We start from the raw sequence: 14,344 nt of genomic DNA, 5'->3' as shown, positions 1-14,344 counted from the left end.
TATGTCCCGTCTCCATTGTCAACCAAGGCCACTGTCCCTGCTGCTGCATTGATCTCATCAATAGCCGCCTGAACATCAGTGGCAACAAGTCCGGATACCGTATTATCGTAAGGGTTGCTGCTCGCGTTGGTGTTGATCACCTGAGTAGCGCCTGTTTCGTCCGTATAAGTATAAGTACCATCAAGGTTGTCTACCATCGTGGAGATACTTGTATCGCTAATAGTAGTTACATTTCCTCCGGCATCGGTAAAAGTATAGGTGCCGTCTGCATTATCTACTAAAGCCACAGTTCCCGCCAATGCATTGATCTCGTCAATTGCTGCCTGAACATCCGTGGCTACAAGTCCGGATACTGTATTATCATATGGGTTGCTGCTCGCATTGGTGTTGATTACCTGAGTAGCTCCTGTCTCATCTGTATAGGTATAGGTGCCATCAAGGTTATCTACCATCGTGGATATCGAAGTATCACTAATAGTAGTTACATTTCCTCCGGCATCGGTAAAAGTATAAGTACCATCCGCATTATCTACTAAAGCCACAGTACCAGCTGCTGCATTGATCTCGTCAATAGCTGCCTGCACATCAGTAGCAACTAATCCTGATGTAGTATTATCGTATGGGTTGCTGCTTGCAGTGGTGTTGATTACCTGAGTAGCACCTGTCTCATCTGTATAGGTATACGTACCATCAAGGTTGTCTACCATCGTAGAGATGGAAGTATCACTGATAGTGGTTACATTTCCTCCTGCATCAGTAAAGGTGTAAGTACCGTCTGCGTTATCTACTAAAGCTACTGTCCCTGCTGCTGCATTGATCTCGTCAATAGCTGCCTGCACGTCCGTGGCTACAAGTCCGGATACTGTATTATCGTATGTTACCTCAGCCGCTGTCTGATCGTCCGTTCCTACTAATCCGGAGAGATCTACAGTCTGGGTATTGCCATTCTCTAAGGTAAGGGTGAGTATATTACTGGCATCAATACTAAAGTTGGTAATGTTTTGGTCATCGGTGTTGTCTAAAAATGGTGTAAGGTCAACCGTACCACCATCCTCTAATGTAAGTATGTTTCCGGCTAAGCTAAGAGCTTGATCATCAGTACCTGTGGCACTTAGTGCACTTAGGTCGACCGTCACTGTATTTCCGTCTTCTATATCCAGGGAAAGAATGTTCGTTCCAGGATTAAAACTGAAATTCTGAAGATTTTGATCATCTGAGGAGGTTAATTCCCAGCTGTCTCCATCCCAGAAGTAGATGACTCCGGTATTGGTATTAACATAAATATCTCCTGTATCTGCCCCGCTGGGGGTAGTGGTTCCGGGGGATGTTACTGCAGTACCGCTAAGTACCTCACAGTTACACTGGTCTTGCAGATTCACAGTGGTTTGTGAAAAGGCAAATCCGGATACCAGAAACAGAAGTAATAGGATCTTCTTGTCCATGGTAAAAAACTTAAGTATGTGTTTCTCTTTTTTCAATAGTATATTCTTCGGTTTACACCTGATATAATATTATCAACTAACAAATTTAACGTGAAGCTACCCCTGTGAAAATAATTGTTGTGTACTCGATGAAATGCATGGTCTAGGACCTGATAGTTGAGGTATTGTTGCAAAAAAACCTTAATAATACTAAGGTTTCGTTGGTCGATCGTCCCAATAATAACAACCTTTACCGAGTGATTAATCGTAAGAATTTTCCGTAATTTTCAAGACTTTTTGCCATAATTAAATGATCAAAAAATTGAAGGAATAAGAGCTTGCAAAAAAGGATTTTGTTTTAATACAACACCTAATCGAATCACCCGAAATTTAACGTAAAATAGGTCTGTATCACTACCATTTAGATGATGGTGAATTGTTCGATTAGTTAGGATTAACCCTGTAAGTAATCCTTCTGTTAGTAATCACTGTTCGGATAACAATGACGCTAAAAGGTGAAAATTCGGAAGTAGAGTTGGCAAGAGTGGCAGTCCCAGTGATTAACTGGCCCACGTTTACCCCTGGAGGTACAGGTATCCTTACCTCAAATAAATTGGTATTATCGGTATTTCCATCAGTATCCAGATATGAAGAAGTGCCTGCATCTGTGTCATCAACGCTGCCTTCCACGGCACTGCCCAGATAAAGCTGTCCTTCCCCGTAATCCTTGGTATTCCCCAATTGATTATCGCCAGCTGTTGCCGATCCCTGATTGATATCGGTTAAAAAGAACTCCAGGGTGGCTCCGGGGCGTGACCAGCCTTTAATAACCACATTGGATCCTTCCATATAGGCAGTACTCAACAATGGGAAATTTGCTGCACCGTTAGGGCCGTTATCTGTGTCTCCATTATCATTTAAGGTAACTCCGTCACCCATGCCATCTACCTGGTCTATATCGATACCCAGTGCATCTCCGGCCGTTCCGTTGGCATAAATAGAATTTTGGGAGATCAGGTTTCCTGAGGTATTCCCGCCTGCAAGAACAATTCCTGCCCCGCCGTTCTGATAAATTACGTTATTTGATATTGATGAGTTACTGCCATCAAGGCGTATTCCGGCGTTTTCAACTTCCCCACTACAATTTCCCCCGTCCTGCCCGGCTGTGGTTATTGAATTTTCTGTTATGGTGACGCCTGCAGCTATCCCATTCCCATCTATGCCCATGGCTGCTGAGAGCTCAATTAAATTATACTGAATAAGCACTCCAGATCCGCCAGTTATGGTGATATTGTCAAAACACTTATCATTCCCATTTGTGGTTAAATGATTATTCTGAATCGTTGAAGCTGTACCTCCGTTTATCAAGATACCTGCTTCTTCATTAGTGCTGATATAATTTCCATCGATAGTTGCCTCACCACCAGTGATGTCCACTCCGTACACAATATTTCCATCATTAGTACCCAGCGCATTTACACCAAGAAGGTTATTAGAAACCGTAACAGAACCATTATTTACTTGTATCCCAGCCAGATCACTTGCAAAGACTGACAGGTTTCGGATCACGTTCGTATTACCTTCATTTCTAAATGTATTTCCATCCTTACCATTGACCTGGATCTCGGGAAGATCATAATTAGGAAGATTTGTTGCTGAGGTACCTACTGCTGTCCCCCCGGCCCCAATGGTGCCTGTATTTGTGTCACCCGAATACGCAGTTTGGGTGCGACCGTCAATATGCGTATTATCTCCAGTAATGGACGTCAATGCATCGATCTCAATGTCGAAAATTCCGCTGCTATAGTTGCTGTCAGCAGTCCTTCCGAGTGCATCCACGGTTGGGGGTATCATAAAGATCGAAGTATCTTCCCCTGCAGCGGGATCAAAAATCCCATTGGCTACAATATCGAGTCCGGTCTCTCCAAGATTATTTGAATTAATGATGAATTGTTCCAGGGAGCCCTGCCCGTCTATATTCGTATTCACAATGGTATTAAAATTAAAACCAAAGTCCATTCCCGCCACCCCTTCGTTGAGGATAGTAAAGGTGGATATCGTCTGTGCATTGCTGAGGGTACCCGGACCCGGATCCTGGCCCGCTGGATCCTCACCCCCTACAGAATTGGTATCTTCCACCACTATACTGGCAATATAATCTGTTTTAAAGGTCTGGATGGGGATACAGCTTGTACATGTACTCCCACCAGGACGAGTTGATCTCACGGTATTGTTTACTACCCTAACCGTATAAGAACCGTTGGCCATACCGGCAAAAACATATCGGCCGGCCGCATTTGTGGTTGTGCTTGAAACAAAACTACCCCCACCATCATATAATTCTACTGTAGCATTGGGAATGGGAACTCCTCCTGCAGTAGCCCGATTACGCCCGGGTCCACCTCCATAATTAACGTCTTCAAAGACAATTCCAGTAGTCAGGTTGGAAGGAACTTTAAGTGTAACCGTATTGAGGATTACAAAATCCTGTCCTGAGCCTACATTGGTTGTGACGGATGTTTCACCGGCAGTTACAAAAGGGGATACATCGTAAGTATCAAGGTCTACGCCGTGTGAGTTGGTGTTATTAACAACAGGCACTGCCGTATTGTCGTAATGAGTTGAATTAAAAGGGTTTATGGTAGGAAGTCCTGTATTATCGCCATCTCCTGTTAGGTTAAACGTTCCCAGTCCTGTAGTTACGGTTAAACTTTCGTTATTACTTAGGGTCTGATCGCCCTCCCAGGATTGCACCGTTGTTTTTGATCCGGTTGCGCCAATCGCAAAAAAGCCACTAAGGGTATAGGAAGAAGAAGAATTACTTTCTCCGCTAAAGCCTTCGTAAACGTTTATTGTGGAAGCCGGAAGGCTATTTTCTGTATAAAAGACCATTAAACTCCAGCCACCCAAAGTGGTAGCTGAACTACAATACGGATCGGTGTTATCTATAGTCAGGCCTGAAAATGTCCAGTTATAAGTTGATGGATTCGCCACTGCGGTAACTATGGCAGTTACATCTGCCCTACCTCCATAAAAGGTCCTGTTAGTAAGGGAAGTACCGTATAAAAATTCGGCATTAACCGTGGTACCGTCAAAAGTTACCTGGGTATCAGGGGTTGCACCTGAATGCGCCCAGTATAGAATGGCCTGATCAATAGTTGCCGTTGGTGGTATCGCACTGGATAATGTATTACTGGAGCTGGTTGTTATCGCACAGGTATTCCCGGAATTTGGTTGGGTTCTCAGGGTTCCCGCAGTGGAGGTATAGTCCATATAACCATCAAACTCGTGGGTGAGTACCAGAGGGGCGTTAAAAGCGTATTCATCATCAACAATCGTTGTAGAGCCCTGGGGATCGGCTATAATTACTCCGGGTTGACTAATATTACTCAGATTGACAACAAAGTTTTCCTGGTTGAATTCGGGAACATTGTCATTTACAAGATTGACAACTATAGTTTGTGTTTCACCGGCTGTTCCTGTAAAACTGATAGTTCCGCTGTCGGAAACATAATCGGACCCTGCCAGTGCAGTCCCGTTGGCTGTTGCCCAGTCCACATTGAATCCCCCTGTAAAAGCTTTGTTAAGAGTAACGGTAAAAGTAGCCGTACCGTCATCTTCGTTTACCGTAATATCATCAATAGAAATACCTGCCGGCACATTGCCATTGAATTGTATGTTATCAATTTCATAGGCTTCGGAACCTCCCCAACCACCACTATTAGAAATAAAGCGAATTTGTGAATTGGCTGACATCTCATTAGCGGCGAGATTGTAATTTACCGTACCAGAGCCATTCAGGGTAGCTACCGTATTCCAACCAGTACCGTTCCAGAGATCAACATCGATCTGTTCGTTTCCAGATATTTCGGTGTAGGTCATCGTAAGTGTTACACCTGTAGCCCCGTTGAGATTCAGGGATCTGGTAAGCGTTTCGTTATCCATATTCTGGATCCGCAACCTGTTAGTAGCATTTCTAACGTAAATGCGTCCCCCGGTTGGATCATTGTCTTCAGAATCCTGCCAATCTCCGGCAAAATCCATAGTTCCATTGTTGTTGGAGTAGGAGACTGTGTTGAAATTATCTAAAAAGGTATCCTGGCCGTAGAGACTCGGCATAGAAAAAAATAGACAAATAAATACCGAAATCGCAAGGATTTGATATTGTATCTTTTCCATTGGTTCATTTTAACATGATAAATATACCATGCCATAGAAGTCTCATTAAAAATTTGTTGCGTATCCCTCCTAATCCAGTGCCAACACGTATTATTGTGAGGTTTCCAATGCCATATTTCATGAAAACAAAGGATTCTCCAGGTCTGTAACTTTCTGTATGTCAGAATTATCCGACCTTGATATATATGTTGCTACTCAACCCCAAGGCATCGTTGAGGCAACCAGAAGAGCCTAAAATGGATTTACTCTATACGTAGATTTACGGTTTGTGATAATATTCCTGACCCTTACATTTAATTGGGCAGACCCTGTTACAAAGGCGGGACAACTAGACATGGTATTGGAAACTACTACCCTGAAGAGATATCCGTTTTTATCAACTTGCACATTTTGAACCGTTAGGGTTGTCGATTGTGTTCCTGTATATTCTGATCCATCTGAGATGTCGCTATAATTAGACCCGCCGTCTGTACTCAGTTGCCACTGATAAGTATTTGCATTGGAAACGGTTATATTAAAGATGGCATCATCACTTACCATAACAGATTGATCGGGGCCCATGGATGCAGATGAGGGGACATCTTCAGTTACAGAGACTACAGTCCTTGAATTACTCGTACATCCTGTTACTATGTTCCGGGCTTCAGCATAGAATACGCCGGCAGAAGAAGGTGTATAAGATGTACTTCCACCGAGCAGTAAACTTCCGCCTGAAGCTGCGTTGTACCAGTCGGCCGTTTCGCCTGGGCCAACGGATACACTGATAGTCGGTACCGGATCAGTTGAACAATAAACCTCATTTCCTCCACTTACAGGTGCATTTACAACAGGACATGTGCAATTTGGCGAAGTTACCTCCAGATCCTGTGTACAGCCATTGGCAGCTGTTACTGTGGCTGTTATATCGTTTCCAGAGGGAATACCAGAGATCCGCCATTGATTCCCGGAAATATTTGTGACCGTCCCTTCAGTACTTGTGACTATGCCGTTGCTGACGGTCACTTCAAGTTCATATGTATTGCTAAAGAAATTGCAACTGGGTGCACTGGACACGGAAATCGTGGGACTATCTTCTATGGTTAGAGTTACGGGAGTTCTGAAAATACTTTTTCTATTTGGATCACTATTGTCCACGCTTTCCGCATAATAGGTGAATGTACCTATGGTGCTTAAAGTTGGGCTAACCATAGATCCTCCTTCGGCAGAATTGTACCATTCTACATATGCCCCTGAAGGAGGGGTAGCTGTAGCTGTAAGGGTCTGAATGGGGTTTTCCTCACATTCTGTTATGTCTCCTCCACTTTGGGGTGGAGGTAAGGCTGATTCAATATCGTCAAACGAATAATCTGCGCCACCATTTCCATTGCAGGTAGAAAATTTATCGTTCCCAATATAAATGACCTGCGAGGCATTGCAGTTTTTTGAAGTACTAATAGTTCCGCCGTTGTTATATATGATGGCACCTTCAGGAAACCTGATGTCCGCATTTTTTACCCATTCTAGTATCCCGTCACTCTCTACTGCCAAGGTCTCGATATTTACTTCAAAGTCGCCATTATCTGGTAATAACAAGATATCATCACCGCCTGAATTGTCCCCAATAACAAGGTTGCTAAGAATAAAACTTGTAATATCGACATTTAAAGTAACGGTGTTTCCATTGCCAATTAAAACATGGTCTGCGTCTGCGTTTTGCCCGGGGAAAGAAGTAGCGGCCACCCAGGTAATACCATTATAGGTTTGCCAAATTGCCGGATTATTCCAATTACCGCTGGCTATGGAACGAAAATCGCCCGTGTTTTGTGCCACAGAGAAAAAACTTTGAAAAAGTAGCAGGCCAATAGTCAGGAACTTACCGGCATTGTACAGCAAGCCTATCTTATCCAGGAATAAAGAATATTTTAGGATCATGTAGTGTACACAACAATTTACTCCATTTCACTTTTATCAGGAATATGGAAATACGACGGAATCTAAAAAGATCCTTTTACTTCATAAAATAATTGTTGTGAAACACCCAGTATTCGATGCCATTCGCAGTTAATAACAGCAGTTCTCCCCTTCTTCACAAAGAATAAGGAATTCTGACCTTCTGTTCTTCTGATGTTTGGCTGCTGAACACCTTACGCCATCTGCACATTCGTTGACCAACTGTGTCTCGCCATATCCTTTGTATTTCAGGCGATTTATGTCTATGCCCTTTGAGGCAATGTATTCTACAGTAGCCTTTGCACGACGCCCGGATAATGGCTGATTATAGGAATTAGGCCCCCTGGAATCTGTATGAGAATTGACCTGAATTTTTAAACTTGGATACAATTCCATGGCAGCTACGACAATATCGAGTTCGTCTTTGTAGTCATCTTTGATCTCAGATTTATCAAAATCGAAGAAAATCGTAGGATCTAACCCGAGAAGTTTGGCCAGGTCAGTGCCGTAATCAACACAATCGGTCTCAATATAAAAATCAACCATCCTTAATTCACAGGGATTGATCTCGAGGTACTCTTCGGCAGGAGTATACCCTTCCCTTGTTGCTCTTACAAAATTGTTCTTATTCCTGTCAATCGAAACACTATAGGCTCCTTCTTCGTTAGTAAAGGTTGAGGCTATTATTTCGTTGTCATCACTAATGATATTGATGGTAGTTCCTGCCAGGGGCAAAAGAGTTGATTTATCGTAGACAATCCCCGTTAAAGTTTTTGGATTAAGGCATTCAGCTGTGAAGGCATAGATGTTATCATCTGAAAAGTCTTTTGCATTCCTTCTTCCCGAATCATTAGGTCTGGGCCTGTTAGAAGCAAAAAACCCATATTGCTTTTCACTGTCATAGATAAAGGTAAAATCATCGTATTCACTATTGATGAGTTTGCCCAGGTTTTCAGAAGCGGAAGCTACCATCCCGTTGGCATTCAAATCAACAGAATACACATCTAGTCTCCCTTCTCCCCCGAGCCGGTCTGAAGAATAGTAGAGTTTTCCGTCCTTACTCACAAAAGGAAAACTCTCCCTGAACTCGGTATTTACGCGATCGCCCAAATTGTCTATTTTCCCTCTGATACCATTTTCATCCACGGCAATCGTAAAAATATCTGACAGGCCCTTACTTCCGGGCATATCTGACGTAAAATACAGTCGGGAACCATCAGGGCTCAGAGCAGGGTTCGCAAAAGAATATCCATCAGAATTAAAAGCTTTATCTCCATTCTGATTTTTATACCAGGAATCGTCTGCTATACGCCATCCTTCGGGTTCAAGAACAGCTTTAAATATTTTAAGGCGTATAATATTATCCTGATCTTTTACAAGTTCTCCATCCTTGAAGTTCGAAGCAGTAAAGTACATGGTATTCCCATCAGAAGACAGGGTTACCGTTGATTCATCTACCTTGATTGAGGTGGATTCTGCCTCTCGTGGATTGATACCGTTTCCAATGAAATTCAATTTGCTGATGACCTGGACAGAATCTTCATCATATTCAAATTGGTAGAGGTCGAGAAAATCCTTATTTGTCCCGCTATGTCTGTACCTGTGAAGGTTCCCGGTATCCCTGTCTGAAGAAAAAATCAGACCTTCTTTATAAAAAGTGGGTGCGAAATCGGAAAAATGATTGAGGTTTATACTGTCCTTTAAATTAGAAAAATACTCCCTGAGGTCCTGAATTTCATATACCCTTGTTGTCTGGACAACTGCATTAGCTGATGATTCGCTGAGATATTCTGCCAGTTTTTCTTTTGCTAATTCTTCCTGCCCTATTGCCCTGAGACTTTGCCCATATCTAAAGTTGTATTCTACCGGGACCTGAAATTCAGGCTTTTCTTCTGCCCTTTTGTACAGTATTTCGTAAACCCTGGCTGCATTTTCATAATCGGCGATATAATAATAGGAATTGGCCAGTTTCATCAGGGCCGTATCCTTTACTTTATCCGGTTTTTCCATCAGGCGTTTTTGATATACCCTTGTATACATGGTATATGTGTACTTTTCCTTTTTCTTTGTGGGAACGTTTTGGGCAATGAGGTTGCCTAGCACTGCAAAGAAGGCTATAGTTATGATCAATAAACGCTTTGTCATGAAAATCATTTTTAAAAGAATCTAGGTGATACCAGACCACGGAACGAACGAACCAGTTCAAACCTAAGAAACACTTCAAAGGAACCATCGTTAAATCGTGTTCCCCCCAATTCTGTAATCTCTTTGTCGTAAGCCAGGCCCAGCATGAGTTGCTCTGATAACTGGAACCCAAAAAGCGCACTGGCGGCTGCGTCCCAGCGATAAGCCGCACCAAATGAAAACTTATCATTTAGCAAGAATGTTCCGGAAAAGTCGAGCTGCAAAGGAGCCCCACCAACTGCCTTCATCAAAAATGCCGGTTTAAACTTAAAATTGTAATTCAGGTCGAACACATACCCGGTGATCATATAGAAATTGAGTCGTTCTGTAGATTGAAACTGTACCGAATTAGCACTTCGCTGTGAATTATCAAAATAGTCGGTTTCCAGCATGTTAGGAGCAGAAAGTCCCAGATAGAAACGGTTGGTGTGATAATACACCCCAAAGCCAACATTAGGTGAAAAGTTATTGGTAATGTCGGCCCCATCATTAATGGGTTCCTGATCAAAATTCCTCAATTGCTGAAAGTCGAGATTCAACAAATTCCCGCCAAATTTTAGTCCGAAAGACAACTTCTTCTCATCTGCCAGGTCAAGTGTATATGACATTACGGCGTCGAGGTATGTTTCCTGAACCACTCCATTTCCAATATTGTCGTTGACCACAGAGATTCCATAACCAAGCTTGCTGTTCCGAATCGGAGAATGCAAATTAAGGGTTTGGGTTTTTGGAGCCCCGTCAAGACCTACCCACTGTGCTCTGTACATAGCCGCAATACTCAATTGCCCCCTGGATCCTGCATAAGCAGGATTCACACTCATGGTATTGTACATGTACTGGGTATACTGGGCATCCTGTTGTGCCTGCGAAGTATTACAGCTTGTGATTACCGCCAATATGGCAATGAATGCGTATTTATATAGTTTCATGTTTTTTGTCATCAATTATTTACTCACATAGAGGTAACCTGTATCTGTAATCCTTTCCTGACCTAAATCGTATTCAAAGATATAGAAATAAACCCCTGCAGGCAGGTAGTCATTTGTACTCAGTGTGGACCTTCCTCTCGACCTGCCATCGAAGACATTGTTCTGGTTGTTGTAATTATCACCTTCAAAGACTGCAATTCCCCATCGATTGTATATTCTCAGGGTATTGTTTTTTGCAAAATCCACATCCCTGATAAACAGGAAGTCGTTTCGACCATCGTTGTTAGGGGTCACCATCTGATTGACTTCTATCTTGAAGTCGGTAATCACCTGAGAAACCAGGACCGTTACAATCGCTGTATCACAATTGGTAAGATCGGCAATTTCACAAATCGTGTACTCTATGGTATAGGTGCCCGGAGGTGTTCCCGGTGCAACGCTAACAGTTCCGTCAGCATTGACTGTCAGAGGACCTGTTGGCGTAGAAGTGATGGTTACATCATCCGGATTAACCGGTTCCCCATTTAGGGTATCGTTATCCAGAACATTACTGTCTGTTACCAGTCCGCCTGCATCCCCATCAACGAGAACTCCCCTGAAATCATCGTCCACTGCATCTATTACATTAGGTCCCATGAGCACTTCTACGGTTACCGTTGCTGTGTCACAGTTTTCTGGATTGGCTACCTCACAAATTGTGTAGTCGATGGTATAGGTACCAGGAGCAGTATCCGGAGCGACACTTACAGTCCCATCAGCATTCACTGTAAGGGGCCCTGTTGGAGTTGAAGTGATTACCACATCAGCCGGATCAACCGGTTCTCCGTTTAAGGTATCGTTGTTTAATACATTACTGTCTGCCACCACACCACCAGTACTGCCATCAACCGGATTAGCTGTAAAATCATCATCAACCGCATCGATCACATTTGGGCCTTCCGCTACCACCACCGTCACGGTTGCAGTATCACAGTTCTCAGGATTTGCCACCTCGCAGATGGTATAGTCAATTGTATAGGTTCCGGGTGCTGTATCGGGCGCAACACTTACGGTTCCATCTGTATTTACCGTAAGCGGACCCGTTGGAGTTGAAGTGATTACCACATCAGCCGGATTAACCGGTTCTCCGTTTAACGTATCATTATCCAGAACATTACTATCAGCCACCACACCACCAGTACTGCCATCAACCGGATTAGCTGTAAAATCATCATCAACTGCATCAATCAGATTCGGGCCTTCCGCTACCACCACTGTCACGGTAGCAGTATCACAGTTGTCAGGATTTGCCACTTCGCAGATGGTATAGTCAATTGTATAGGTTCCGGGTGCTGTATCGGGCGCAACACTTACGGTTCCATCTGTATTTACCGTAAGCGGACCCGTTGGAGTTGAAGTGATTACCACATCAGCCGGATTAACCGGTTCTCCGTTTAACGTATCATTATCCAGAACATTACTATCAGCCACCACACCACCAGTACTGCCATCAACCGGATTAGCTGTAAAATCATCATCAACTGCATCAATCAGATTCGGGCCTTCCGCTACCACCACTGTCACGGTAGCAGTATCACAGTTGTCAGGATTTGCCACTTCGCAGATGGTATAGTCAATTGTATAGGTTCCGGGTGCTGTATCGGGCGCAACACTTACGGTTCCATCTGTATTTACCGTAAGTGGACCTGTTGGTGTTGAAGTTATTGTAACATCCGCAGGATCTACAGTAATCCCATCCAGGGTGTCGTTATCAAGCACATTACTATTCGCAACCACTCCTCCGGAAACACCATTTACAGGATTAGCAGAAAAATCATCATCCACAGCATCAATACCCGGCGGACCGACAATGATAGTTACAGTTGGATCATCAGGATTGCCATCCCCATCACTGTCGATATCTGTTGAATCGTCAGGATCGTCAGATAATGTACTGATAGGGCCATTATCAGGAATAAATGCAGTTACGGTTGCCGTATTCTGGAAACTTCCCGCATCGATATCTGCCTGGGTTATAGTGTAAGTAGCTGTAAACGTAGTACTATCTGATTGTCCCGGTTCAAGAGTCGTCAATGGCCCACCGATAACTTCCACCAGCGGATCAGTTACAGTGATATTCCCCAGCGGAACAGTTCCTACATTAGTTACTGTAAAGGTGTAACTGATCGTTTCCCCTACCTGGGCATACCCATCATTGTTTTCATCATTAAAAGTATCCACCTTGAGAACGATAATATTCGGGCCGGCATCAACTACTATGGTAACAGTAGCAGTATCACAATTTGTAGGATTGGCCACCTCACAAATAGTATAGTCTATGGTATAAGTGCCCGGACCCGTATCAGGAGCTACGCTTACCGTACCGTCGTCATTGACAGTCAGTGGTCCTGTGGGTGTTGATGTGATGGTCACATCATTAGGATCAACAGGCTGACCGTTTAAGGTATCATTGTCGAGTACATTGCTGTCTGCTACCACACCTCCGGCTACTCCATCCACAGGGTTAGCACTAAAGTCGTCATCCACAGCATCGATCACATTGGCACCGGGATCCACTACCACGGTCACCGAACCGGTGTCGCAATTGGTTGGGTTAGCTACCTCACAGATCGTATATTCAATAGTGTATGTTCCGGCAGCAGTGTTCGGAGCTACGCTTACCGTACCGTCGTCATTGACTGTCAGGGGTCCTGTGGGTGTTGATGTGATGGTCACATCAGCAGGGTCTACAGGCTGACCGTTAAGAGTATCATTGTCGAGCACATTGCTGTCAGCTACCACTCCTCCGGCTACTCCATCCACAGGGTTAGCACTAAAGTCGTCATCCACAGCATCGATCACATTGGCACCGGGATCCACTACCACGGTCACCGAACCGGTGTCGCAATTGGTTGGGTTAGCTACCTCACAGATCGTATATTCAATAGTGTATGTTCCGGCAGCAGTGTTCGGAGCTACGCTTACCGTACCGTCGTCATTGACTGTCAGGGGTCCTGTGGGTGTTGATGTGATGGTCACATCAGCAGGGTCTACAGGCTGACCGTTAAGAGTATCATTGTCGAGCACATTGCTGTCAGCTACCACTCCTCCGGCTACTCCATCCACAGGGTTAGCACTAAAGTCGTCATCCACAGCATCGATCACATTGGCACCGGGATCCACTACCACGGTCACCGAACCGGTGTCGCAATTGGTTGGGTTGGCTACCTCACAGATCGTATATTCAATAGTATAGGTTCCTGCAGCGGTGTTCGGAGCTACGCTTACCGTACCGTCGGTATTGACCGTCAGGGGTCCTGTGGGTGTTGATGTGATGGTCACATCAGCAGGGTCTACAGGCTGACCGTTAAGCGTATCATTGTCGAGCACATTGCTGTCAGCTACCACTCCTCCGGCTACCCCATCCACAGGATTCGCACTAAAGTCGTCATCCACAGCGTCGATCACATTGGCACCGGGATCCACTACCACGGTCACCGAACCGGTGTCGCAATTGGTTGGGTTGGCTACCTCACAGATCGTATATTCAATAGTATAGGTTCCTGCAGCGGTGTTCGGAGCTACGCTTACCGTACCGTCGGTATTGACCGTCAGGGGTCCTGTGGGTGTTGATGTGATGGTCACATCAGCAGGGTCTACAGGCTGACCGTTAAGCGTATCATTGTCGAGCACATTGCTGTCAGCTACCACTCCTCCGGCTAC

At 44.3% G+C, this 14,344-nt stretch carries 6 protein-coding genes; all 6 read right to left on the bottom strand.

The window, feature by feature from the left end:
• Window positions 1-1,442, bottom strand: a 1,442-nt coding sequence (locus AB8P51_RS02770) for a beta strand repeat-containing protein (RefSeq protein WP_369747236.1), incomplete at its 3' end; no start/stop codon positions are given.
• 423 nt (window positions 1,443-1,865) lie between these two features.
• Complete coding sequence (locus tag AB8P51_RS02765) at window positions 1,866-5,600, bottom strand: beta strand repeat-containing protein (RefSeq protein ID WP_369747235.1); 3,735 nt, start codon at window positions 5,598-5,600, stop codon at window positions 1,866-1,868.
• 231 nt (window positions 5,601-5,831) lie between these two features.
• Complete coding sequence (locus AB8P51_RS02760) at window positions 5,832-7,511, bottom strand: hypothetical protein (protein WP_369747234.1); 1,680 nt, start codon at window positions 7,509-7,511, stop codon at window positions 5,832-5,834.
• Window positions 7,512-7,640: 129 nt separating this feature from the next.
• Window positions 7,641-9,674, bottom strand: a complete 2,034-nt coding sequence (locus AB8P51_RS02755; protein WP_369747233.1) for an OmpA family protein — start codon at window positions 9,672-9,674, stop codon at window positions 7,641-7,643.
• Window positions 9,675-9,685: 11 nt separating this feature from the next.
• Window positions 9,686-10,642 (bottom strand): type IX secretion system membrane protein PorP/SprF, encoded by a 957-nt coding sequence (locus AB8P51_RS02750; protein WP_369747232.1) that lies wholly within the window; start codon window positions 10,640-10,642, stop codon window positions 9,686-9,688.
• Between the two features lie 15 nt (window positions 10,643-10,657).
• A partial coding sequence (locus AB8P51_RS02745; RefSeq protein WP_369747231.1) for a gliding motility-associated C-terminal domain-containing protein occupies window positions 10,658-14,344 on the bottom strand: 3,687 nt, incomplete at its 5' end.

The sequence above is a fragment of the Muriicola sp. SD30 genome (assembly GCF_041205185.1).
Lineage (GTDB): Bacteria > Bacteroidota > Bacteroidia > Flavobacteriales > Flavobacteriaceae > Muriicola.
Note: the sequence above shows the minus strand (reverse complement) of the source record. Positions and strands in the feature narration are given on the sequence as shown.